The 23,407-nt window shown below is 46.4% G+C and carries 20 protein-coding genes, 1 pseudogene and 1 riboswitch; of the genes and pseudogenes, 9 read left to right on the top strand and 12 right to left on the bottom strand.

Annotation, left to right across the window (positions count from 1 at the left end; translation table 11 throughout):
- Nucleotides 1-35: 35 nt before the first annotated feature.
- The 3 genes from GOL65_RS14245 to nudF all read right to left on the bottom strand — a co-directional run bounded on the left by GOL65_RS14245 (nucleotide 36) and on the right by nudF (nucleotide 1,831).
- On the bottom strand, nucleotides 36-461 hold the full coding sequence (locus GOL65_RS14245) for a DUF1249 family protein (protein WP_130592609.1): 426 nt from the start codon (nucleotides 459-461) through the stop codon (nucleotides 36-38).
- A gap of 289 nt (nucleotides 462-750) precedes the next feature.
- Nucleotides 751-1,089, bottom strand: a complete 339-nt coding sequence (locus tag GOL65_RS14240) for a hypothetical protein (RefSeq protein WP_130592610.1) — start codon at nucleotides 1,087-1,089, stop codon at nucleotides 751-753.
- A 109-nt stretch (nucleotides 1,090-1,198) separates the two neighbouring features.
- Nucleotides 1,199-1,831, bottom strand: a complete 633-nt coding sequence (gene nudF, locus GOL65_RS14235) for an ADP-ribose diphosphatase (protein ID WP_140920371.1) — start codon at nucleotides 1,829-1,831, stop codon at nucleotides 1,199-1,201.
- A gap of 236 nt (nucleotides 1,832-2,067) precedes the next feature.
- Here nudF and tolC point away from each other — a divergent pair, with 236 nt between their 5' ends.
- The 3 genes from tolC to GOL65_RS14220 all read left to right on the top strand — a co-directional run bounded on the left by tolC (nucleotide 2,068) and on the right by GOL65_RS14220 (nucleotide 5,612).
- Nucleotides 2,068-3,420, top strand: coding sequence for an outer membrane channel protein TolC (gene tolC / locus GOL65_RS14230; RefSeq protein ID WP_140920372.1), 1,353 nt, complete (start codon nucleotides 2,068-2,070; stop codon nucleotides 3,418-3,420).
- Nucleotides 3,421-3,779: 359 nt separating this feature from the next.
- Complete coding sequence (locus GOL65_RS14225; protein WP_140920373.1) at nucleotides 3,780-4,442, top strand: DUF1190 family protein; 663 nt, start codon at nucleotides 3,780-3,782, stop codon at nucleotides 4,440-4,442.
- Nucleotides 4,443-4,454: 12 nt separating this feature from the next.
- On the top strand, nucleotides 4,455-5,612 hold the full coding sequence (locus GOL65_RS14220) for a glutathionylspermidine synthase family protein (RefSeq protein WP_140920374.1): 1,158 nt from the start codon (nucleotides 4,455-4,457) through the stop codon (nucleotides 5,610-5,612).
- A 372-nt stretch (nucleotides 5,613-5,984) separates the two neighbouring features.
- Here the strand turns inward: GOL65_RS14220 and ygiD are convergent.
- A pseudogene (ygiD, locus tag GOL65_RS14215) lies at nucleotides 5,985-6,775 on the bottom strand (4,5-DOPA-extradiol-dioxygenase).
- A 316-nt stretch (nucleotides 6,776-7,091) separates the two neighbouring features.
- Here ygiD and zupT point away from each other — a divergent pair.
- Nucleotides 7,092-7,859 carry a zinc transporter ZupT gene (gene zupT, locus GOL65_RS14210; RefSeq protein WP_140920376.1) on the top strand — a complete coding sequence of 256 codons (768 nt, stop codon included), beginning with the start codon at nucleotides 7,092-7,094 and terminating at the stop codon, nucleotides 7,857-7,859.
- A 281-nt stretch (nucleotides 7,860-8,140) separates the two neighbouring features.
- Here zupT and ribB read toward each other — a convergent pair whose 3' ends face one another.
- Nucleotides 8,141-8,794 (bottom strand): 3,4-dihydroxy-2-butanone-4-phosphate synthase, encoded by a 654-nt coding sequence (ribB, locus tag GOL65_RS14205; protein ID WP_140920377.1) that lies wholly within the window; start codon nucleotides 8,792-8,794, stop codon nucleotides 8,141-8,143.
- 105 nt (nucleotides 8,795-8,899) lie between these two features.
- Nucleotides 8,900-9,067: riboswitch (FMN riboswitch) on the bottom strand.
- 188 nt (nucleotides 9,068-9,255) lie between these two features.
- Here ribB and ubiK point away from each other — a divergent pair.
- A complete protein-coding gene (gene ubiK / locus GOL65_RS14200; RefSeq protein ID WP_130593733.1) occupies nucleotides 9,256-9,507 on the top strand; it encodes a ubiquinone biosynthesis accessory factor UbiK in 252 nt (83 codons plus the stop codon).
- Between the two features lie 55 nt (nucleotides 9,508-9,562).
- Here the strand turns inward: ubiK and yjeH are convergent, their stop codons facing one another.
- Nucleotides 9,563-10,822: an L-methionine/branched-chain amino acid transporter gene (gene yjeH, locus GOL65_RS14195; protein WP_140920378.1), complete on the bottom strand. Its 1,260-nt coding sequence runs from the start codon at nucleotides 10,820-10,822 to the stop codon at nucleotides 9,563-9,565.
- Between the two features lie 9 nt (nucleotides 10,823-10,831).
- Nucleotides 10,832-12,259 carry a bifunctional D-glycero-beta-D-manno-heptose-7-phosphate kinase/D-glycero-beta-D-manno-heptose 1-phosphate adenylyltransferase HldE gene (gene hldE / locus GOL65_RS14190; RefSeq protein ID WP_140920379.1) on the bottom strand — a complete coding sequence of 476 codons (1,428 nt, stop codon included), beginning with the start codon at nucleotides 12,257-12,259 and terminating at the stop codon, nucleotides 10,832-10,834.
- A 145-nt stretch (nucleotides 12,260-12,404) separates the two neighbouring features.
- On the opposite strand from hldE, the gene GOL65_RS14185 reads away from it, so the two are divergent.
- Nucleotides 12,405-13,337 (top strand): Kdo(2)-lipid IV(A) acyltransferase, encoded by a 933-nt coding sequence (locus GOL65_RS14185; protein ID WP_140920380.1) that lies wholly within the window; start codon nucleotides 12,405-12,407, stop codon nucleotides 13,335-13,337.
- Nucleotides 13,338-13,378: 41 nt separating this feature from the next.
- Here GOL65_RS14185 and glnE read toward each other — a convergent pair whose 3' ends face one another.
- A complete protein-coding gene (glnE, locus tag GOL65_RS14180) occupies nucleotides 13,379-16,219 on the bottom strand; it encodes a bifunctional [glutamate--ammonia ligase]-adenylyl-L-tyrosine phosphorylase/[glutamate--ammonia-ligase] adenylyltransferase (RefSeq protein WP_140920381.1) in 2,841 nt (946 codons plus the stop codon).
- Nucleotides 16,220-16,251: 32 nt separating this feature from the next.
- On the bottom strand, nucleotides 16,252-17,544 hold the full coding sequence (locus GOL65_RS14175) for a CYTH domain-containing protein (RefSeq protein WP_140920382.1): 1,293 nt from the start codon (nucleotides 17,542-17,544) through the stop codon (nucleotides 16,252-16,254).
- 207 nt (nucleotides 17,545-17,751) lie between these two features.
- Between GOL65_RS14175 and GOL65_RS14170 the strand changes: the two genes are divergently transcribed.
- Nucleotides 17,752-18,372 carry a TIGR04211 family SH3 domain-containing protein gene (locus GOL65_RS14170; protein ID WP_140920383.1) on the top strand — a complete coding sequence of 207 codons (621 nt, stop codon included), beginning with the start codon at nucleotides 17,752-17,754 and terminating at the stop codon, nucleotides 18,370-18,372.
- A gap of 102 nt (nucleotides 18,373-18,474) precedes the next feature.
- Nucleotides 18,475-19,707 (top strand): multifunctional CCA addition/repair protein, encoded by a 1,233-nt coding sequence (locus GOL65_RS14165; RefSeq protein ID WP_140920384.1) that lies wholly within the window; start codon nucleotides 18,475-18,477, stop codon nucleotides 19,705-19,707.
- Nucleotides 19,708-20,010: 303 nt separating this feature from the next.
- Here the strand turns inward: GOL65_RS14165 and bacA are convergent, their stop codons facing one another.
- Together bacA and folB are read right to left on the bottom strand one after the other, a co-directional pair.
- Nucleotides 20,011-20,832: an undecaprenyl-diphosphate phosphatase gene (gene bacA / locus GOL65_RS14160; RefSeq protein WP_140920385.1), complete on the bottom strand. Its 822-nt coding sequence runs from the start codon at nucleotides 20,830-20,832 to the stop codon at nucleotides 20,011-20,013.
- A 126-nt stretch (nucleotides 20,833-20,958) separates the two neighbouring features.
- Complete coding sequence (gene folB / locus GOL65_RS14155) at nucleotides 20,959-21,318, bottom strand: bifunctional dihydroneopterin aldolase/7,8-dihydroneopterin epimerase (RefSeq protein WP_140920386.1); 360 nt, start codon at nucleotides 21,316-21,318, stop codon at nucleotides 20,959-20,961.
- Nucleotides 21,319-21,425: 107 nt separating this feature from the next.
- On the opposite strand from folB, the gene plsY reads away from it, so the two are divergent.
- Nucleotides 21,426-22,061, top strand: coding sequence for a glycerol-3-phosphate 1-O-acyltransferase PlsY (plsY, locus tag GOL65_RS14150; RefSeq protein ID WP_140920387.1), 636 nt, complete (start codon nucleotides 21,426-21,428; stop codon nucleotides 22,059-22,061).
- A 98-nt stretch (nucleotides 22,062-22,159) separates the two neighbouring features.
- On the opposite strand, the gene tsaD is transcribed toward plsY, so the two are convergent.
- Entirely contained in the window at nucleotides 22,160-23,176 is a 1,017-nt protein-coding gene (gene tsaD, locus GOL65_RS14145; protein ID WP_130593734.1) for a tRNA (adenosine(37)-N6)-threonylcarbamoyltransferase complex transferase subunit TsaD, read from the bottom strand.
- Nucleotides 23,177-23,407: the final 231 nt, after the last annotated feature.

The raw sequence follows: 23,407 nt of genomic DNA, 5'->3' as shown, positions 1-23,407 counted from the left end.
AGGCTTAAGTTAGTAAGCTCCTGCTTTCTAAGTGTTTAACAAATCGGAACAGACATTGTTCCTTTCATCAGACAAAAGCGCAACCAGTCCGCCAAAAATTGGTTAATTTGGTGTTTTTCGTCACGCTGGTGTAATTTTTTATTAGGATAATCATAACTTGCTTTAAATCTAAAGATCTGTTGACTGGAACACACTTCTGCAACTAACGCGTCATGGTAAAGCCTTACATTCAGACAGGGCATACTCCAGTAACTAACCTTAGGAAAAACTTGCTTAATAGAAACATAAGAGGTGTAACGGGTAGATTCCAGAGTTTCAATACGATATACCGCTCCGGCAACCTGCAGTTCTACCTGACTTCCTGGCGTATCGTCACGAGGGATCAGGCGACGTAATTGAGCGTAATTGACTTCCGTTAAGCGCATCATGGCAGGAAAATCAGGTACATACTTCTTTTTCATTTCACCCTGCCCATTGTCTTTTTATCATACAAAATCAATTTATCACTCGTTTTTAGCTCAACTTTATCAGCACAATTATTCTATACGGTAGTCTCAATATCAGGCGACCTATTATTATTCAGAAACCACACAGAAATAAAGAATCAATTAGTCAGGAAAAGTAAAGGAGGAGAGTGGACGTTTATATATGTTGTTAAATATGCCTGGGGTTTATCAGGCATAATATAATAATGACATTTACGGAAAATACTGCGGTGTTACATCCCTATAGCCACAATAATATTATGTATTAAATATGTTCGTAATTAACCTCACAATAAAAACCTTTCATATCGCTACCACCAGAAATCAGCCTGTAACTGATAATTTGATCATTTGCTTTTCTGGAGTAAAAAGTGAAATTAGAGTGTTGCATCAACGAAACAAACGACATGAAATGCATTTTAATTGTATGAATATCAGGTTGTTTTAACATCACCTCAATATAGTATTTGTTATCAATTACTTCATAGCTAAATTCAACAACATTCTCATCCAGATGGAAAAAATCGTGAATTTCAGAATCAATCCACGGATCGGTAATTAGCTCAATGCTGTTAATAATATTATCAACAATTTTATTGGCCACAGCACACCCCCTCTCATAATTATTCCTTTTATATTAGCAGCCTCCGGATAATTTAACAGGAAACCGCAGAATAAAATCTCTGCGGTATAAAATCATCAATTGTCCGATTTTAATTCTGCCATTCAGCCCGTAAAGTTTGATAATTCAGTTGTAACCACTGCAATGCAATAATTGCTGCCGCATTATCAATAATTCCCTCTTCCACCCAACGATAAGCCTGCTCACGACTGACCACATGAACACGAATATCTTCATGTTCTTCGGCCAGACCATGAATGCCGCTGGCTTTAGAAGAATCAACTTCACCTACCATAATTGACGAACGCTCGCTGGTCCCGCCGGGACTGGCTAAATAGCTGAGAACCGGCTTACAACGGCCAATAACAATACCCGCTTCTTCCTGTGCTTCGCGACGAACCACTTCTTCAATATTTTCATCGGGTTCAATCATGCCGGCAACTAACTCTAACAGCCAGGGACTATCGCTGGTTTCTAACGCAGCAATACGGATTTGTTCAATCAATACCACGGTATCGCGAACCGCATCATAAGCCAGTAATACTCCGGCATGACCGCGTTCAAAAATCTCCCTGACCACTTCACCACTCATGCTGCCATCAAACAAACGGTGGCGAAAACGGTATTCCGTCAGCGAAAAGAAACCGCGAAAAAGTGGCTTTCGTGAAATAATTTCCACATCATCCTTACCTAATGTCACGGGTACTGATTGAGATAACTTCATTATTTCTTTCTCTTTTAGTCGATAAGTGGTCTTATAGCGTCTATTAAGTTAGCTATACCAGACAGCTTCAACAGATAAATGCCAGAAATAGGTAAATTTTCTGTAAATAATGCCGGGATGGCACATAAAGCTACCTTTATTATAAGGAATACTCTGGTAGAATTTGCGACTATATTTAATATCTGACCGTAGCAATCAGTCAAAACAACATTACTGCTGTACAACAAGGATCGCCCATGAAAAAACTGCTTCCTTTGATTATTGGTCTTAGCCTGGTTGGCCTGAGCACTTCAAGCTATGCCGAAAATTTACTGCAAGTTTACCAGCAGGCTAAAAGCAATAACCCTGACTTACGTAAGTCAGAATCCGATCGTGATGCAGCCTATGAAAAAATTAGTGAGTCTCGCGGTGCCCTGCTGCCTCAATTAGGTTTAAATGCAGGTTATAACATTAACCGTGGCTATCGTGACAACAGCGGCAGTAAAAGTGATGTGACCAGTGGCACTTTGCAATTAAGCCAAACTATTTTTGATATGTCTTTATGGCGCCAGCTTAATATTACTGAAAAACAAGCAGGCGTTCAGGACGTTTCTTATCAGGCTCAGCAACAAACGCTGATTCTCGATACGGCTACCGCTTATTTTAATGTATTGCGTAGTCTGGATATTCTTTCTACTACTGAAGCACAGAAAGATGCGCTTTATCGTCAGTTAGATCAGGCTCGCCAACGTTTTAACGTAGGTCTGGTCGCTGTTACTGATGTGCAAAACGCCCAGGCACAATATGACCAGACGCTGGCAGACGAAGTAACCGCCCGCAACAATCTGGAAAACTCTCTGGAAGTTCTGCGCCAGATTACCGGAATGTTCTATCCGGAACTGAGCTCGCTGGACACCGCGCGTTTCAGTACTCGTCGTCCTAATGACGTTAATACTCTGCTACAGGAAGCGGAAAGCCGTAACCTGAACCTGTTAACTGCCCGTTTGGCTCAGGATTTATCCCGCGAACAGGTTAAATTGCAACAGACAGGTCATATGCCAACGTTAGCATTTACCGCCTCCAGTGGGCTGTCTAACAATGACTACCGCGGTACCAGCACTCTGGGTCAAAACGATAGCATTAACGGTAATACCACTGCTGGCTTTACGCTAAGCTTCCCGCTGTTCAGCGGCGGTCAGACAAGTTCCCGCGTTAAGCAGGCACAATATAATTACGTTGGTGCCAGTGAAGCGTTAGAAAGCGCACATCGCTCTGTAGTGCAAATCGTACGTTCTTCTTACAATAACGTCTCTGCATCTATCAGCTCAGTGAATGCTTATAAACAAACCGTGGTTTCTGCACAAAGCTCATTAGAAGCCACTCAGGCAGGTTATGATGTGGGTACTCGTACCATCGTGGACGTGTTAAACGCGACGACTACCCTGTATAACGCCAAGCAACAACTGTCCAACGCACGTTATGATTATCTGATTAATCAGTTAAACATCAAATATACGCTAGGCACATTGAACGAAACCGATCTGGATTTACTTAATAAAACTCTGGGTAAACCAAGCTCAACCATTCCGGTGATTAAAGTTAAAGAATAAATCTTTAATTAACCCAAGTGGTAATATCTCTGTTCCCCCGAATTCTCTGAGTCCGGGGGAATTTTTTTACCTACCTTTCGCTAAAATCGCGATTCAGCGCACATTTTTCCCGCCAGAACCCTCAATTGTGGCTAAAGCATCGATCTTTGCTTTAATTTATCGCTTATTTCGCCTATTCTACTGGGTACATGCATAAAGGGAATTTCCCTGTCTGGCTCTACGTTTTCAGCTAAACCACCAATACATTTATGTTCTTTTTATCCCTTCTAAAGTAATGAACATAGATGAGTTATTTTTCTGAAAATTAGCAGCACTGGCAGCAATACGATTTTTGAATTTAACTCTGGGACTGATAACTCATGAAACGCACTAAACACATCAACCGTGACTCTTTTCGTAAATCCTTCCGTACTTATCGTTTAGCCCCTGTTGCGCTGGCAATAAGTGCCGTATTTATGCTGTCGGGCTGTGAACAGGCTGACGAAAGCGTATCCCTGTTCCAGAATGCGGATGAATGTAAACAAAGTAACCCATCAATGGGCGATCAGTGCACCATTGCTTATAATCAGGCGCTGGAAGAAGCAGTAAAAACCGCACCAAAATACGCAACTAAAGAAGATTGCGTAGCCGAATTTGGTGAAGCTCAATGTACCGAAGCTCCTGCTCAGGCAGGTATGGCAGCACAACCACAACAAAGCAGCATGTGGATGCCGCTGATGGCGGGTTATATGATGGGCCGCATGATGGGTGGTGGCTATGGTCAATCTCCACTGTTTACTTCTAAAGCAGCAGGTAGCCCGGCTAACGGCAAATTTGTTGACTCAACAGGTCGTAGCTATGGCAATGCAACCACTGGCAGAAGCATGAAAGTGGATAAGAGCGCGCTGGCACCTAAGCCAGCTACCACGACAACCGTTACCCGCGGTGGTTTTGGTGATTCAGTGGCGAAACAAAATAGCATGTCACGCAGCAGCTCGTCTTCAAACAGCTCATCAACAAAAAGTCGTTCATTCGGTGGCTAAGGTTAATTTTTAATGATTCGTCAATCTATTACCGAACGTCCAAACTGGCGTGAAGTAGCTACTGAATACGGTTTCAATTTTCACACTATGTATGGCGAACCATACTGGTGTGAAGATGCCTACTACCAGTTCTCACTGGCACAAATTGAAGAGTTGGAAAACACCACCGCAGAGCTGCACCAGATGTGCTTACAGGTGGTAGAGAAAGTGGTTAACAGTGAAGAGCTGTTAACCAAATTCCATATTCCTAAACACTGTTGGGATTTTGTTCGTACTTCATGGAAAACCCAACAGCCGTCGCTCTATTCTCGCCTCGACCTGGCCTACGATGGTAAAAACCCGGCCAAACTGTTGGAGAATAATGCTGATACCCCAACATCGCTGTATGAAACGGCCTTTTTCCAATGGATGTGGCTGGAAGATCAGGTAAATGCAGGTAAGCTGCGCCACGATGCCGATCAGTTCAATAGCTTGCAGGATAAGCTGATTGAGCGTTTTGCCGAGCTGAAAGCACAACATGGTTTTAATCTGCTGCATTTTGCCTGCTGCCAGGATACCGAAGAAGATCGCGGTACCGTACAGTATTTGCAAGACTGCGCTAACGAAGCAGGTTTAGCCAATGAATTTATGTTTATTGAAGAGATTGGTCTGGGTGAGAAAGGCCAGTTTACTGATACCGAAGATCAGGTCATCAGCAATCTGTTCAAGCTTTACCCCTGGGAATTCATGTTCCGGGAGATCTTCTCTACCAAGCTGGCTGACGCTGGCGTGCGTTGGTTAGAGCCTGCATGGAAAAGCATTATCTCCAATAAAGCGCTGTTGCCTTTGTTGTGGGAGATGTTCCCTAATCATCCAAACCTGCTACCGGCCTATTTCGCCGGTGAAACCCATAATCTGAACCATTACGTTTCCAAACCGCTATTTTCACGGGAAGGTGCCAACATTCAGATTATCGAAAATGGTCAGGAAGTGTGCAAAGTCGATGGGCCTTACGGCGAAGAAGGAATGATTATCCAGCAATTCCACCCGCTACCGCGCTTTAATGACAGCTACACCCTGATTGGCAGCTGGCTGGTAGATGATGAGCCTTGTGGTATTGGCCTGCGGGAAGACCGTAGCTTAATTACTCAGGATCTTTCGCGGTATTATCCGCATATCATATTGGACTAATGTGTTTGATAAAAACCCATTAATTCCGAGTAAATTTCGTCCACTAATAGTACCGAGTTCAAATAGACCATCGTGTAAGTGGCCGAGTCAAGGGGGCTAGCGAGCCCCCTTAACAATCCCGCGCTTTCGCACACGAATCCAGGTCGCTACGCGACTTCCCTCCGCCTTCATTCGGGCTTACGCACCGGCGCAGAGCCGGAGTACTCGCCTCATCCATGAGGCTCGGCCCTTTGGGCCAGCACTTCGTGCTGTTCAAAATTGCTCCTGCAATTTTGTCCTACGTCGCTGCGCCTCGGCTGGCATCCATGCCAGCCGTGCTACCCTCATTCAGTTGTCGGCTGAATTCCAGTGCTCATAAAGGTCAAAAAAAACCTATCCCACCTTAACCGACAACATACTCAACGACCCCATTTCAATACCATCCACCGGTATGCTTACTGGTTCGTTATATTCCCGAGCTCCCAGCACATACAGCAACGGTAAATAGTGTTCTGGTGTTGGACAGGCCAGATGTGCATCCGGGTTGTCCATAAAGTTAACCAGTGGGTGGTTATCCCCCTGCCAGGTCAGATTGTCGCGTACAAAATTATCGAAACGTTCCGCCCAGTCAAAAGGCTGTTGATTACCCTGCCATCTTGCCATCTTGCCATCCGCAGGTTATGCACCACGTTACCGCTGGCAACGATCATCACGCCTTCACGGCGTAAAGCCGCTAACTTTTGGCCCAGTTGATAGTGATAAGCTGCCGGTTGGGTGGCATCAATGCTTAACTGAACGACAGGAATGTCAGCATCAGGATACATTTTTATCAATACGCCCCAGGTACCATGATCTAATCCCCACTCGGTCATATCCGCAATGACAGAAACCGGAGCCAGTAATTCCTGAATTCGTGCAGCCAGTTGCGGAGAACCTTTAGCCGGGTATTGAGTGTCAAATAGCGCCTGAGGAAAACCACCAAAATCATGGATCGTTTTAGGATGTTCCATTGCCGTAACCGCCGTTCCACGGGTATACCAGTGGGCCGAAACCGCAAGAATCGCTTTTGGGCGTGGCAATGTGTTACCCAAATGGTGCCATGCCTGAGTATAAATATTCTCTTCCAGTACGTTCATTGGGCTACCGTGCCCCAAAAACAGGGCGGGCATTAAGCTGTTGTTCATTATTTTTCCTCTGTTTTTAGTTCAGGTTGATTATCCTGATAGCTGATGCTATTTACTAAGGCAGATTATCTGCATCAGAAAACCAATCCGGGATTAAAATTAATTGTTCGTTCAGATAAACATATGTTGTAACGATAGGTGATATCTTAAGCTTTATCCTGTTGTTTAAAAGAGGATAAGCCTGACAGACAGGGTCAAAAAAATTGAACAACTGCTGATTTATTCACCCTATCAAATAAATTGCTAATCTATATTCGATATTTTTGTCAGGTTTGCTATCATCGGCGATGATAATCATTCTCATATGAGAGGTTTTATGTCAGTTCCACTAATTCTTACTGTACTTGCCGGGGGCTCTACCTTTATAGGTGCTTTTCTGGGGATTATCGGTCAAAAACCCTCGAATCGCGTACTGGCATTCGCACTTGGTTTTGCCGCAGGTATTATGTTATTAATCTCCCTGATGGAAATGCTGCCAGCCTCACTCAATACGCCGGGAATGTCTCCGGTATTGGGGTACAGCATGTTTATTATTGGGCTGCTTGGTTACTTCTTGCTGGATCGCATACTGCCCCACCAGCATGCTCACGATCTGACACCGGGAAAAATGCCCTCTCGTAATCTGAGACGTACTGCAATTTTACTCACCTTGGGTATTAGCCTGCATAACTTTCCTGAAGGTATCGCCACTTTCGTAACTGCCAGCACTAACTGGGAGCTGGGTCTGGGGATTGCTTTGGCGGTTACCATCCATAATATTCCTGAAGGTCTGGCGGTAGCGGGTCCGGTATATGCGGCGACGGGCTCAAAACGCACTGCATTGCTCTGGGCTGGCCTTTCTGGTGTTGCTGAAATTGTTGGCGGCCTGTTTGCCTTTTTGCTGCTTGGCCCGAACGTTTCTCCGGTAATTATGGCTTCGATAATGTCAGCGGTTGCCGGGATTATGGTGGCGCTATCGGTTGATGAACTGATGCCGTTAGCCAAAGAAATCGACCCGAATAATAATCCAAGCTACGGTATTCTTTGTGGCATGTCGGTGATGGGGTTGAGTTTGATGATGTTGCAGTTATGGACTGTTGGGTAATTTATTCTTTTTGTTTTTTTATTAGAACCTGAGAATATTCCGGCCGTAAAAAATGAAGTGCTTATATGCGCTTTGTGCTCGACCGGAAAACCATCTGTACTTAGCTGCGGAGCGCGTCGGGCCTACCTTTCCTACGGGCACTTCGTTGGCTTACGCCAAGTCGCCCCCCACGGAAAGCTCTCCCTCCGATTGGCTATGCTAAAAAATAAAACTGAATCATCTGACTTTGTCATCAGTCATAATAAAAGCCGCTAATGCGGCTTTTATTATCAATATAACAATCAGCTGGCTTTTCTGGCGTGTTGCTCAATATACATAACCAGATCTTCAATGGTTACCACCGGCATATTATGTTGTTTACCAAACTCAATAACCTGTGGCGCATTTGCCATGCTGCCATCGTCATTGGTAAGTTCACAAAGTACGCCTGCTGGCTTAAAGCCAGCCAGAGTAACTAAATCGATAGTTGCTTCAGTATGGCCGCGGCGGGTTAATACACCACTGGTACGGGCACATAATGGGAAAACGTGACCTGGGCTGTGTAAGCTGTTAGCTGTTGCACCATCTGCGATAGCCGCACGAATAGTGGTAACCCGGTCAGAAGCAGAAACACCGGTCGTGACCCCTTCAGCAGCTTCGATAGTGACGGTAAACGCCGTCTGATAGCGGCTGGAGTTAGCTGGAACCATCATAGGTAAGTTCAGCTGTTCACGGGTTTGTTCGTTAATGCACAGACAAACGATACCACTACCATGGCGAATGGTCAGAGCCATTTGCTCAACGGTCATAGTTTCGGCGGCAAAGATCATGTCGCCTTCGTTTTCACGGTTTTCATCGTCAAGCACCATAACGCCACGACCATTGCGCAAAGCATCCAGCGCAAGTTCAACGCGAGCAATTGGGGTACCGAATTCGGAAAGTAATGTCTGATTCATGGTAAAATAACCTCTTAATTTATATGGATTACCAGAATCAGGGCAGCTTAGGAAGCAGGCGAAAAGCCTAAAATAACGTAAGGCGAGCGAATGCCCGACCATTGTCATTACTCTCTCCCATCCGGACTATAACCGTCGGCCCCGGAATTACACCGGATCTGCTGACCTTGAAGCTGACTTTCATCAGGCTCAAGCGCTCGCGGGCTTTCATGTTGCCATCAGGCTTAATGATTTACCGCCGGTGGGGATTTCCACCCCGCCCTGAGAATAAGCGTTTCTACTATAACGCTTATTAATAGCAGGGGCAATACAGACAAGGGAAATCTTAGCCACAGAAAGTTGACAGATCCAAGACACTCCGCTATCAAATGTTTATACTCTGCAAAACAAACAGTAAACTAGCGGTTATCTCTTAATCAGTGGGATTAAATAAGATGCCATCAACCATCAAAGGTAGACCAATGATCGATCCGAAAAAAATTGAACAGATAGCTAAACAAATTCACGAATCAATGCCGAAAGGTATTCGCGAACTGGGCGATGAAGTCGAGAAGAAGATCCGTCAGGGGCTACAGAATCAGTTGGCGAAACTGGATGTGGTCAGCCGTGAAGAGTTTGATATTCAGACTCAGGTTCTGCTAAGAACCCGTGAAAAACTGAATGCATTAGAAAAGCGACTGGCTGAGTTAGAAGCCAAAGGCAATCAGGAATAATCCTGCTTTTTAAACGCATTAGTGAAGCCACCCGGCTTTGCTAATGCGTACATTACTATCCCACAGCCTCTGCTGAAGCTTGCTTTCTCCGCGGCAGTATCAGCCACAGTAACGCAAACATCACTATCGCATACAGCGTTTTCCAGCCAATCATCACCAGCAATAAAACACACAAAGCAGTGCCAATAAACGACATCACTCTGGAACTTCCTTTCAGTAAGCGACAGCCAGACAGCATACAAAGCAGATAGATAAATACAAAAATACCGTTGGCATAAACGATCAACTCATCCAGTTCCAGAGAGAAGTAGTCGGCCGCCAGCGATGAAATCAGACAGCATAACAAGACTAATGACAGTGCATTCAACGGTGAACGGGAACGGGAAAGTTGCGCCACCCAGGCTTTGGGCTTTTGCTCATAGGTTTGCGACCACACCAGACGGGCAAAGCTTTGAGTATAAATATTCAGACTGGCAAAACAGGCCAGATAGCCAATAATACAAGCCACCCATAATGCATGCTGTCCAAATAGCTGAACCACTATTGATGGCAAAGAAGCCGATGCAGCCATTTCCCCGCCATAAGAATGAAATGCTAACACCGCAGCAGTACAGCTCCAATAAACGCCACCGGCCACCAGCATACCTATCAGTAAAGCTCGGGGGAAATCACGTTCCGGATTGCGAAACTCTGCTGCCAGATGGGCAAACGCTTCCAGCCCAACAAAACACCAGAACATCACGGCTAACGCACTAAACATTGGACTGGCAGATAAGGTGCTCAAGGCTGGCCATTGGATGGAACCGGGCGTAATTCCCCCTTTCCACCAGATAGCTGCCACCATCGCCACAATCAGACCCGCAATAATGACCTGCACATTAGCACTGGAACCGGCGCTGCGCATTCCTAACAATAGAATCGCCAACAGCGTACCTAATTGAACCAACAACAGGCCTGAATGCTCCAGCCCAAATGCCGCCTGCCAAAAACCTGAGGCTATTTGTAATGCCGCTGGGAGCCCTACCGAAATCACCGATAAAAATAGCCAACCGGTCACTCTCGCCATATGAGGCCCAAATGCCAGACTGACAAAGTGCGCTGCGCCACCAGCGTTAGGGAAATGACGCCCCAACGCAGCAAAGGCGATAGCAATAGGAAAAACCAGAATAATTAAAACAGGCCAGGCCCACAGACTGCCAGAATCAGCTATTTGCGCTGCCAGTGCAGGCACGGCAAATACGCCTGTACCCAACAGCGATGTTGAAAGTAAACCGACTCCCTGAACTAAGCCCAGCTCCTGCTTTAATCCACTCATTGAGGCTAGTTATCCGCGTTCCATAATGGTTTTAATAATATTGCTGGTTGAACAGCCATCTTCAAAGTTCAGAACGCGAACATCACCGCCTGCAGCCCAAACTTCTTTGCTACCGGCAATATCCTCTGGCTTATAGTCTCCACCTTTCACCAACAGGTCGGGAAGAATATCCGCAATCAGGCGCTGAGGCGTATCCTCTTCAAAAGAAACCACCCAGTCGACAGATTCCAGCGCACCCAGCACGATCATACGTTGTGCCAGAGGGTTTACCGGGCGAGTTTCCCCTTTTAAACGTCGGGTAGAAGCATCGCTGTTAACCGCCACAATCAGGCGATCCCCCAGTTTACGGGCATTTGCCAGATAAGAAACGTGACCGGCGTGTAAAATATCAAAGCAACCATTGGTCATCACCACTTTCTCACCACGCTGACGAGCATGAGCAACGGCTTGTTTCAGCTGTTCTTCGTTCATTACGCCAAAACCAGTATCTGCTCTGCCGCGGATTGCGTTTTCCAGCTCAATAGGAGAAACCGTTGATGTTCCCAGCTTGCCCACCACCACACCGGCAGCGGCATTGGCCATAAAGCAGGCTTCTTCCAGCGTCAGACCAGCCGCCAGGCTAACGGCCAGAACGCCTATCACCGTATCACCGGCACCGGTAACGTCATACACTTCCTGCGCCTGAGTTGGCATATGGAAAGGATCTCTGCCCGGTTGCAGCAACGTCATACCATTTTCTGAACGAGTTATCAGCAATGCGCTGAATTCAAATTGTTCAATGAGCGCCATGCCCCGGCTAACCAGTTCATCTTCAGTTTTACACTGACCGACTACCGCTTCAAATTCAGATAAATTAGGCGTCAGCAGCGTAGCACCACGATAGCGCTCAAAATCAGCCCCTTTCGGGTCGATCAGTACCGGAACACCGGCTTCGCGCCCCAGCGCAATAAGTGACTGGACCGAAGCCAGCGCACCTTTAGCATAATCAGATAGCACCAGCGCCCCTAAATGAGGCAATGCTTGTTGGACACGATCCAGAATCGGTTGAGAATCTACATTCTCAAAACCCTCTTCAAAATCGAGGCGCAATAACTGCTGGTTACGGGAAAGCACCCGCAGTTTGGTAATCGTTGGATGAGAAGCTATCGTTACAAAATCACACTTAACATTGACTTCATTCAGTTTGTCATTGAGTACGCGTGCAGGTTCATCCATACCGGTTAAACCAACCAACCGAGAAACGCCGCACAGGGAGGCGATATTCATTGCAACGTTTGCTGCACCTCCGGGACGATCTTCTACCATATTGACTTTAACTACCGGCACCGGAGCTTCAGGCGAAATTCTGCTGGTTGGCCCATGCCAATAGCGATCGAGCATAACATCACCGACAACCATTACGCTGGCACGGCTAAAATCGGGTAACATGACTTTCATCCCATACTCCATAAACGAGGACAGCATCTATTGTTGTGCAGTTTATCATAATCACATCGTAAAATAGGAATGCGATAAAAATACCGTTAAACTGATAAATGTATTTTTTAAACTATTGGACAATAATTTTCTAATTCGATTTGTTATGTCAAAAAATCAAGTACTCCCGGAATTTAGCCGAGAACTGTTACACCCGCGCTACTGGCTGCTATGGTCTGGTATCACTTTTTTGTACCTGATCGTTTTGCTGCCTTACCCCTGGATTAGTAGTCTGGGGCGAGGTTTAGGCCGTTTTGCTATGCGTTATATGAAACGCAGAAAGATGATCTCACGCCGCAACATTGAACTCTGTTTTCCTGAAATGACTGAAGCAGAGCATGAAGCTTGGATGATTAAAAACTTTGAAGCAACCGGGTTAGCCGTATTTGAAACCGGCATGGCCTGGTTCTGGCCTGACTGGCGTGTCAAAAAGTGGTGTAAGGTTCAGGGAATGGACAATCTGAATGTAGGTATCCCGGAAAAACGTGGGGTATTAGTGATTGGTATACACTTCCTGACCCTTGAACTTGGCGCCCGAATTATTGGTATGCATCGTCCCGGAGTAGGCGTTTACCGTCCTCATGACAACAAACTAATGGACTGGTTACAAACCTGGGGAAGATTGCGTTCCAATAAATATATGCTTGATCGCCGTGATGTAAAAGGCATGATTCGTTCACTTAAAAAAGGTGAGCTGGTTTGGTACGCTCCGGACCATGATTACGGCCCCAAAAACAGCGTATTCGCCCCTTTCTTTGCAGTAGAAAAAGCGGCAACCACTATCGGCACATCAATTTTAGTCCGTATGGCTAACCCGCTATTGGTTCCGTTTATCCCTAAACGAAATGATGATAATCACGGATATACTCTGATTGTACAACCGCCTCTGGAAGGCTTCCCGACAGATGATGAAGTTGCTGCAGCCACCTTTATGAATCAGGCGATTGAACAACAGATCATGCTGGCCCCTGAGCAATATATGTGGTTACACCGTCGGTTTAAAACTCGCCCTCCGGGCGAGGCATCGTTGTATCAATAAGCTATCGCTTCTGGCAACATCAACGCCAGAAGCGATAAGTTTTACTCTGCCAACCACTTGCGCCAGCTCTGATTGACCCGTGCCCTTTCCTGCTCAAACCTTCCGTTGGGTACTTGCCCCGGTTTATCCTGTAATGCCAGACGATGAATTTCATCACGCATAGTGACATAAGCTTTAGTCAGGGCCATAGCTTCCTGCTCGTCCATAATCTGATAGTTACCCATCAGTTCAAAAATCCTGACGTTATCGGACCAACGAGTAAGCTGAGGCTGTTGGTGGGCATAGCGCAACACTAAATACTGAGCGATAAATTCAATATCCGTTATTCCGCCCTCATCAGTTTTTAAATCAAACAGGTCTGCATCTTTATTGCCAAGGTGGTTGCGCATTTTTTCCCGCATCTCCCGCACCTCTTGTTTTAACTGCTGTTCATTACGTTCGAGGCACAATATTTCATGACGGGCGTGGTCAAACTCTTTATGCAAAATCGGGTCACTATAAACAATGCGAGTACGTACTAACGCCTGATGTTCCCAGGTCCATGCTTCATTGCGCTGATAGTCTTCAAAAGCGCTGATAGTGCTGACTAGCAAGCCTGATTCTCCGGATGGCCGCAGGCGTGCATCAACCTCATACAGAATACCGGAGGCCATGCGCGCACTGAATAAATGCATAATCCGCTGGCCCAGACGTAAATAAAACTGACGACCATCGATACTGCGATCTCCATCTGTGGTGACGTTTTCCGGGCAATCCACCAAAAACACCAGATCCAAATCGGAGCTATAACCCAGTTCAATCCCTCCCAGTTTGCCATAGGCCACTACAGCAAATCCGCGACCTTCCCGCTCATATAAATGAGATGGCTGACCATAACGTGCTGTCATTTGGAACCATGCCTGCTGAACCACGGCTTCAATAATTGCTTCCGCCAGATAGGTTAAGTGGTCACTTACTTTCATAACCGGTAGTGCTCCGGCAATATCCGCAGCGGCGATGCGTAACAAATGGGTCTGCTTAAACTGACGTAATGCTTCCAGCCTTTGCTCTTCGTCCTCTTCCGGCACTCTCAGTAAAAATTGCCGCAGTTCATCACGATAAGCACTCAGCGGAACCGCCTGATACAGCGAGTTAATATCCAGCAGCTCATCCAGCAGAATCGGGTAATGAGCCAGCTTGCTGGCCACCATCGGTGATGCTGCACAAAGCCGGATAAGATGGGTCATGGCGGAGGGATATTCCACCAGCAACTCCAGATAAGTAGTGCGGGTCACAATACTCAGAATCAAATGAGTCAGCCGCGGTAAAACGCTGTCGGCATCTTCACGCTGGCAAACTTCGGACAGCAATCTTGGCATCAGCTTATCGAGGACGTCACGACCTCGCTGTCCAATTGACCGTTTATCAATATCATGACGAAACTCAGCCAGATGCTCTCTCACCCGTTGCCGTGACTCTTCATCTAACTGAGGCATCAATTGTGATAGTTCACAGGCATCCAAATCGTCCAGCCATAGAGGGCTGTAGCGTAAATTATCGGAATCTTCTTCCACATCAGGTGTATCATCACCAATAAGATTGGCAAAAATCTCTCTGACCGAAGCCATATGCTGTCCCAGCTGTGACAGCATAGATTCCCAACTCGTGCTCCCCATACCCATTGCCAGACGAGACTGATCTAAAGGATCCACCGGCAGTGTTTGCGTTTGCTGATCGGCAATTGCCTGCAGCAGGTTCTCCAGTCGACGTAAATAGAGGTAGCTGATACCCAACGCATCCGCCTGTTCCTGAGTCAATAACTCCAGATTAGCGATAGCCTGAAGGGTAGGCAACAAGGAGTTTCCTTGCAGGCTGGGTTCACGCCCGCCGCGAATCAGTTGAAATACCTGAGTGATAAACTCAATTTCACGAATACCGCCGGCTCCCAGCTTGATATTATCCGACAAGCCTCTACGACGAACTTCCCGGGCGATCATTCCCTTCATATTGCGCAATGACTGAATGACGCTGAAATCAATATAGCGACGAAAGACAAAAGGACGCAGCATTCGTTTTAACTCTTCACTGTAGCTATCCTGCTGGTCGCCCATAATTCGCGCTTTCACCATGGCATAACGTTCCCAGTCACGCCCCTGCTCCTGATAGTAATCTTCCAGAGCGCTAAAGCTGAACACCAATGGCCCGCTGTCACCGAAGGGGCGTAAACGCATATCGACCCGATAAACAAACCCTTCCTGAGTGATTTGATCCAGTGCTTTAATCAGCCGCTGGCCCAATCGGGTAAAAAACTGAGCATTATCCAGTTGACGGCGTCCCCCCTGGGTTTCACCGTTTTCCGGATAGGCAAAAATCAGGTCGATATCTGATGAGAAATTAAGTTCCCCGCCTCCCAGCTTCCCCATACCTAAAATAAATAACGGTTGTGGGGTTCCACTGCTGTTAACCGGCGTTCCCCATTCCCGACAGCAAAGATCGTACAGCCAGTCACGAGCGGCAATAATCAATGTTTCTGCCAATAAACTTAACTGACTCAGGGTTTGTTCGGTATCACATAGCTTTAAACTTTGTGCCCAGGAGATACGAATCATCATCTTGCGACGAAACAGGCGCAGAACCTGCAACAGATTAGCTTCGTCAGTCACCTCAGACAGAACTACCTGAAGCCACTGTTGATAGTGTTCAGCATCCGCGGCACCAGGCGGATTTTGATGCAGCTCATCCCACCACTCCGGATGCTGAAGTAAGCCATCACTGACAAAGTCACTGAGTGCTAACGCCTGACCATCCTGTGGACTAAACTGGACTGCCTGTTCCAGACGTTCAGCCAGCTCAGACTGGCGCTTAATCCGCTGAGCTTCAAGTAGTGGGAAATGAGACAACATAGGGTGTCCTTACAAAAATAATAGGCTACGGGTTATACATGCTGCGAACTGTTTAACCAGAACAGTGGCTGTTCCATGGCGTTACGACGTAATGTGTCACGATCGCCCTGCGCATCAAATAGTTTCTGCCAGACTTCAATATATGGTAGAGACTGTTCTTTATCGTATGCCCCGGAAAGCAAATAGAAATTGATAATCTGACGTTCCAGACGCGACTGCTGGTCGTTATAGCCATCATTGGTTAATTTCTTATTGAACGCCTCTTTCAACTCTGACTTACAGCGGGACAACATGATATCGGCGAAACGTTTAAAAGAACCCGCCAGCTTTTGTTTTCCTTTATCGTCGATAAAAATACGCCATCCTTTATTCATCACCCAGGCCATCAGCGCCAGTTTCAGTTGCAGATATGCTGGCTGATAGCAGACAGCCGCCGCTTCCTGAGCTACTTCAAGCTGTTGCTCCAGCTCGGTTAAACGTTCACGTAACGGAGCGGTTGCTTTACGGGGAATAATGCCGCCAAACAACGCCAGAATTTGACGGATTGCCGTCAGACTGTGGTTAACTGCCGACTGAGCCTGTGGCTCACCATCAAACCAACAGGCCTCATTACGCTGCCAGTAAGCAAATGCCCACTCCAATGCTGCTGCTAAGCCTTGCTCAACAGTAGCGCGCTCAGAGACGGTCAACACATCCATTGGCATAACAACGGAGGAAGTATCGCCATTTAATAAACGGTATCCCCGTGCGGCTTTGCTTTGGCTACCTAAACGCAATCCTTTTACGCTGGTTAACTGTTGAGCCAGAGTCAATATATCCGCAGCATTGCCTTGCTTCAGTTCCATTTCCAGCTCGCTAATGGCTTCACTGGCTTCGCCTGCCGTGATATGTCCCTGATCGAGAGCAATCTCTACCTGACTTTGCTGAAAATTAACCAACCAGCTCTGGCGTTTGAAATCCGTGGTAAACAGTGGTTGTAACTTAGTCTGTAAGGCTGAAACATCAACATCGGCAGGCCAAACGTCAGCGGGTAATAAAGCGATATCCAGCTTGCTGGAAGGCAACTGAATATTATATTCAGCCCGGTGAGCAACACCGCCCACAGTATTTCCTGCAGATTTCAGCGTCATCTCCCAGGAATCGTTGCAGCCTCTGACACGCAAGCCAATACGATGACTACGCAATACGCCTTCTGGCGAGTCATAGTAAGTATTTGATAACTGCTGAACCTCCCCTCCTTCCGCACTCAATCGGGATATGACTTCAGGCAAAGTAGCAACGGCTTCAGAAGTGGCAATAAATTTAAGCTCAATCTCAACGGTCATAATGGTTTCCGCAGTTAAAAAACAAACAATAACAAATGATAAGAATTATGCGAGCAATGCAGTAATTTACGCCATCGGCAGGGTAAAAAACTACCTGATTTGCGCTCTTTATTGGGTTGCAACATAGGTTTTACATTGCACACTCTGTCCGAAGGCTCTACTATCGTTACATAGGTAACTTTTCTGAACAGATAAATAATACTGACAATGCTAAATTTAAGAACAATTTCTATCGCTTTACTCGCATCACTGAGTATGACGTCTTTTACCGTTGCGGCTGATACCAGATACATCTCTGATAATCTGAATACTTATCTGCGTGGGGGACCATCAGATAACTATCGCCTGACCGGTACTATCAATGCTGGCGAAAAGGTTGAGTTGCTTGCCGTTAACGATAGTACTAAATATGGCCAGATTCAGGACAGCAAAGGCCGTACCGCCTGGATCCCTATGGATCAACTCAGCACTGCCCCTAGCCTGAGTGAAAGAGTGCCGGCACTTGAACAACAGGTCAAAGATTTGACCGATAAGTTGACTAATATTGATAATAGCTGGAACCAACGCACTGCTGATATGCAGGAAAAAGTTGCCAAGAGCGATGGCATTATCAATGGCTTAAAGCAGGAAAATCAGCAGTTAAAAGATGAACTAGCCGATGCCCGTAAAAAGGTAAGTGACATTAGCCTGCAAATGGATGATAAGCAACGTACCATTATCCAACAATGGTTTATGTATGGCGGTGGTGTAGCCGGTGTTGGTTTGATTTTAGGCCTGTTACTACCTTATCTGATCCCACGCCGCAAAAAAGATCGCTGGATGAACTAATCTGTAGCGAATGCTTTTGTTAAGCGATATATCAACGCTGGCGCTATTTGGCCGGCGTTTTATTTATATATATTTTAAATTAATGAAGTTTTTGGAGAAGACGTGAAAACCTATCTTGTTGGCGGAGCCGTCCGCGATCAACTACTGGGCTTACCCGTACATGAGCGTGATTGGGTGGTGGTTGGTGCCACACCTGAACAAATGCTAACGTTAGGCTATCAGCAGGTAGGAAAGGATTTTCCGGTATTCCTTCATCCACAAACTCATGATGAGCACGCGCTGGCACGCACCGAGCGTAAATCAGGATCCGGCTATACCGGTTTTACCTGTTATGCCGCCCCGGATGTCACTCTGGAGCAAGACCTACTACGTCGGGACCTCACCATCAATGCCATTGCGCAGGATGACGACGGTACTCTTATCGATCCTTATCATGGTCAACGGGATCTGGAGCTGCGTATTTTACGCCACGTATCAGTGGCTTTCAGTGAAGATCCTTTACGAGTATTGAGGATTGCCCGTTTTGCTGCACGTTATGCCAATCTTGGCTTTACCATCGCACCAGAAACCTGGCAGTTGATGAAAGAGATTGTTAACAGCGGTGAAATAGCACACCTGACGGCAGAACGCGTCTGGAAAGAGACGGAAAAAGCACTATCAACTCGTAGCCCTCAGGTATTTTTTGAAGTACTGCGAGAATGCGGTGCCTTAGCAGTTTTGTTCCCTGAAATTAATAATTTGTTTGGCGTTCCAGCTCCTGAAAAATGGCATCCGGAAATCGATACTGGTGTACATGTATTAATGGTACTGGAGATGGCTGCAACCCTGAGTGATGAAATAGATGTCCGCTTCTCCGCATTACTGCATGATGTCGGTAAAGGTGTTACGCCAGAAGCGCTCTGGCCCCACCATCATGGTCATGGTTTAGCTGGCATAAAGCTGGTAGAAGATATTTGCCAGCGCTACAAAATTCCTAATGCTACTCGCGAGCTGGCCTGTCTGGTTTCTGAGTACCACGATCGCATTCACACCATATATCAATTACGACCGGACAGTATATTAAGTATGTTGAACACTATCGATGTCTGGCGTAAACCACATCGGCTGGAACAGATGCTATTGGTCAGCGAAGCAGATTATCGCGGTCGGGCTGGCTGGCAGCAAAAAGCCTATCCGCAGGCAAACTATCTCAGACAGGCTTTTGACGTGGTTAATGGGGTATCGGTTAAAGATATTATCGATCAGGGATTCACTGGTGCGGATATTAAAGAGCAGCTGAATAAGCGACGTTTAGAGGCGCTCACTGTTTGGAAAGAAAATCAGCCGCAAAGCTAATTAATTTGTCAGTCAAACCTAATAAATCAGCACCTGTGGATATTCCGACCGTAAAAATAATGTGCTTAAATCAACACTGAATACGGTCGGTAGAGCATTTGTACTTAACATTGGAGCGCATCGGGCCTGGCCGGGTTAGGGGCGCTTCGTTGGCTTACGCCAAGTCGACCCCAACACCCGTCCCTCCCGACGATTAGCTATCTTAAGGTACCATACTGAACTATCAGAATTTTGTCAGCAATCTGAGGCACTGATTAATAACAATCAGTGCCTTTTTTATTCATTATGCCTCTGATACTTAAATCAGAAAAACACCAGATAAATAACGCCAGCAACGAAGAAGCGATAGATAGCGAATGGAATAAATGAGAAACGCTTAATCACGCTCAGGAAGGTTTTAATCGCCAGCAACGCCACCACAAAAGCAGTGAAAAAGCCGACGGCAAACATTGGCAAATCATCCCAAACTAATAGCCCCATGCTTTTGTACAACACCAAAATTGTCGCACCAAGCATCATCGGTACAGCCAGAATAAAAGAGAACTCTGATGCGGCATAACGGCTAACGCCAATCAGCATTCCACCGGAGATAGTGGCACCTGAACGGGAGAAACCAGGCCACAGGGCCAGGCACTGGAAACAACCAATAATGAAAGCCTGGCGATACGTCATATCGTCCAGCCCTTCCGCACGCGGAACTTTAGGTTTTAGCATTTCAGCAGCAATCAACAATAAACCGCCGGCAATCAGGGCATACATAACGGTTTTAGCGCCAAACAAATATTGTTTAATATCATCGTGCAGAGCAAAACCAGCGATCACCGCCGGTAACATCCCTAAAATAATATGTGCCAGAGTCAGGCGCCCCTTGCCTTTCCCTTCGTGAGGAACCTCACCAAAATGAATACCAATCAGACCAAACAGGCGACGCCAAAACACCACCACGACCGCAAGAATTGACCCTAACTGAATAACTACTTCAAATGTAGATGCGGTGTCGCCAGAAAAACCCAACAGCTCACCAACAATAATCATATGGCCCGTTGAGGAAACCGGCAAAAACTCGGTTAACCCCTCAACAACACCGAGAATAAATGCCACGACCAACGAGTGAAAACCATCCATCAATAGATCCCTTGCAAAATAGATAAAGAAAATATTTGTGCCTGATTACCAGACAATAATTTTAATAACCCGCGCAGCTCAGACAGAATTCAGTTCATTAAGTTTCATTCCATCGGGCTTATTGTTTCAGGCTAAGCGTGAACCACGTTCAATGATCACACCAACCTGCTTCGCCGCTGCTACGGCTCCCGGTTTACTCACTTTGATCCTAATCCATGGAATAGAAAAACGCTGCATTAATAAATCAGCAACTTCTTCTGCTACTCGTTCAACTAAGGCAAAACGCTCGTTTTCGACCTTTTCAATCACGGCTTCACTAACATCAGCATAGCTAAGGCAGTCACAAACGTTGTCACTGGCGGCGGCTTTGCGATTATCCCAGCCCATTTCGATATCGAAAATAAGCTTCTGTTTAATCGTCTGCTCCCAGTCATAAACCCCGATGGTTGTAATGACGCTGAGCTGTTCTATAAATACGATATCCATAACATCACTCTCAGTTTTTCAATTAAGGCATACCACTTCGGGCAGAATATGCGTATTATCCACGTTAGCAGAGAGTAAAACGACAATTATTAGATGGAATCGAGTTTATGAGTGCTATCGCGCTTGGCATGATCATTATCGCCTATCTATGTGGATCAATATCCAGCGCAGTGTTGGTTTGTCGTATCGCCAAACTGCCCGACCCACGAGAGCATGGTTCCGGTAATCCCGGTGCAACCAATGTGCTGCGTATTGGCGGAAAAGCTGCAGCTGCAGCCGTATTAATATTCGATGTACTAAAAGGCATGCTGCCTGTTTGGGTGGCCTACAAGCTGAACCTTTCCCCTCTTTATCTTGGCTTAACCGCTATTGTTGCCTGTCTGGGACATATCTACCCGATTTTCTTCCACTTTCGCGGTGGTAAAGGTGTGGCAACTGCATTTGGTGCCATTGCACCTATAGGCTGGGATTTGACCGGACTAATGACCGGGACCTGGCTATTGACAGTGCTGCTCAGCGGTTATTCCTCATTGGGTGCCATTATCAGTGCACTCATTGCGCCGTTTTATACCTGGTGGTTTAAACCGCAGTTCACCTTTCCGGTAGCAATGCTTTCCTGTCTGGTTTTGATTCGTCATCATGACAATATTCAGCGGTTATGGCGCGGTCAGGAAGGGAAGATATGGGATCGGTTTAAGAAGAAGAAAGCAGAAGAAACCACAGATAGCGATAAACCAGAGTAAGTTAACTATTCAACAAAATTCTCCGGCCGCTGATTGTATTTAAGCAAATACATATTTACGGCCGGAATAGCTATTTAGTTATTCAAATTCAACCATGATCAACTCACCGGTGGCAACTGATCCAGCGGCCAGCGTGGACGAACCGATACTTCCAGCCCTGTCGCTTCACCGGCTTTCAGTCGAACCATTCCTGCATAGGCAATCATTGCGCCATTATCGGTACAGAACTCAGGACGAGCATAAAATACTTCGCCTTTACGCTGTTTCATTATATCGGCCATTTTGCTGCGCAGCGTGCGGTTAGCACTGACACCGCCAGCCATCACCAGGCGGTTAAATCCGGTTTCATCCAGCGCCCGACGGCATTTAATTGCCAGCGTATCCACCACCGCATCTTCAAATGCTCTGGCAATATCGGCTTTAGTTTGCTCGTCATCACCGGACTGACGAATGGTATTAGCAGCAAACGTTTTAAGACCGGAGAAACTAAAATCAAGGCCCGGACGATCGGTCATTGGGCGCGGAAAAGTAAAACGTCCGGCAACACCCTGTTGTGCCATTTTAGACAGCATAGGCCCACCGGGATAATCCAGCCCCAGCAGTTTAGCGGTTTTATCAAATGCTTCACCGGCGGCATCATCAATAGACTCACCCAACAGTTCATATTGACCAATACCCGTAACGCTAATTAGTTGGGTATGTCCACCAGAAACCAACAGCGCAACAAATGGAAACTCCGGTGGATTATCTTCCAGCATTGGTGCTAACAGGTGACCTTCCATATGATGAACCGCTACCGCGGGAACATTCCACGCCAGTGCCAAAGAACGCCCAACGGTTGCACCAACCAACAAAGCCCCAACCAGACCTGGTCCGGCGGTATAAGCGATACCATCGATATCAGCGGCGGTTAGATTTGCCTGCTTAAGCGCAGCCTGAATCAGAGGAACGGTTTTACGTACGTGATCGCGAGATGCCAGCTCAGGTACTACACCACCGTAATCCGCATGCAGTTTAACCTGACTGTAAAGTTGATCGGCTAATAAGCCCTGCCGATCGTCATAAATCGCCACACCGGTCTCATCGCATGACGTTTCAATACCTAATATACGCATAACCTGCCAGACAGCCTCTGAATTCATTATCTGCGCCGCTGTCACAACCATGCGGACACACAATTTGTATTGCGTTAAATAATAACACAGACAATAAGCTGAAAATAAAGAATCACACACTTCAAGAAAAATGCTACTGAATATCACTAATTAGCAGCAGTCGCTAACATATTTCGATAAACTAGGCGCAAAGTCGCTTGCAGCACCCCGGAAACTCTGGGTATGCTTCGC

Origin of the sequence: Limnobaculum xujianqingii, from assembly GCF_013394855.1 — a bacterium.
Classification (GTDB): domain Bacteria; phylum Pseudomonadota; class Gammaproteobacteria; order Enterobacterales; family Enterobacteriaceae; genus Limnobaculum; species Limnobaculum xujianqingii.
The sequence above is the reverse complement of the archived record's forward strand: the minus strand, read 5'-3'. Positions and strand labels throughout refer to the sequence as shown.

Bases quoted from the DNA above. Each gene is read 5' to 3' on its own strand.
- GOL65_RS14185 (WP_140920380.1), top strand. From the start codon at position 12,405: ATGTCAAAAAATCAAGTACTCCCGGAATTTAGCCGAGAACTGTTACAC.
- glnE (WP_140920381.1), bottom strand. From the start codon at position 16,219: ATGTTGTCTCATTTCCCACTACTTGAAGCTCAGCGGATTAAGCGCCAG.
- GOL65_RS14220 (WP_140920374.1), top strand. From the start codon at position 4,455: ATGATTCGTCAATCTATTACCGAACGTCCAAACTGGCGTGAAGTAGCT.
- hldE (WP_140920379.1), bottom strand. From the start codon at position 12,259: ATGAAAGTCATGTTACCCGATTTTAGCCGTGCCAGCGTAATGGTTGTC.
- GOL65_RS14170 (WP_140920383.1), top strand. From the start codon at position 17,752: ATGCTAAATTTAAGAACAATTTCTATCGCTTTACTCGCATCACTGAGT.
- yjeH (WP_140920378.1), bottom strand. From the start codon at position 10,822: ATGAGTGGATTAAAGCAGGAGCTGGGCTTAGTTCAGGGAGTCGGTTTA.
- tolC (WP_140920372.1), top strand. From the start codon at position 2,068: ATGAAAAAACTGCTTCCTTTGATTATTGGTCTTAGCCTGGTTGGCCTG.
- folB (WP_140920386.1), bottom strand. From the start codon at position 21,318: ATGGATATCGTATTTATAGAACAGCTCAGCGTCATTACAACCATCGGG.
- bacA (WP_140920385.1), bottom strand. From the start codon at position 20,832: ATGGATGGTTTTCACTCGTTGGTCGTGGCATTTATTCTCGGTGTTGTT.
- GOL65_RS14175 (WP_140920382.1), bottom strand. From the start codon at position 17,544: ATGACCGTTGAGATTGAGCTTAAATTTATTGCCACTTCTGAAGCCGTT.
- tsaD (WP_130593734.1), bottom strand. From the start codon at position 23,176: ATGCGTATATTAGGTATTGAAACGTCATGCGATGAGACCGGTGTGGCG.
- zupT (WP_140920376.1), top strand. From the start codon at position 7,092: ATGTCAGTTCCACTAATTCTTACTGTACTTGCCGGGGGCTCTACCTTT.
- ribB (WP_140920377.1), bottom strand. From the start codon at position 8,794: ATGAATCAGACATTACTTTCCGAATTCGGTACCCCAATTGCTCGCGTT.
- nudF (WP_140920371.1), bottom strand. From the start codon at position 1,831: ATGAAGTTATCTCAATCAGTACCCGTGACATTAGGTAAGGATGATGTG.
- ubiK (WP_130593733.1), top strand. From the start codon at position 9,256: ATGATCGATCCGAAAAAAATTGAACAGATAGCTAAACAAATTCACGAA.
- plsY (WP_140920387.1), top strand. From the start codon at position 21,426: ATGAGTGCTATCGCGCTTGGCATGATCATTATCGCCTATCTATGTGGA.
- GOL65_RS14245 (WP_130592609.1), bottom strand. From the start codon at position 461: ATGAAAAAGAAGTATGTACCTGATTTTCCTGCCATGATGCGCTTAACG.
- GOL65_RS14225 (WP_140920373.1), top strand. From the start codon at position 3,780: ATGAAACGCACTAAACACATCAACCGTGACTCTTTTCGTAAATCCTTC.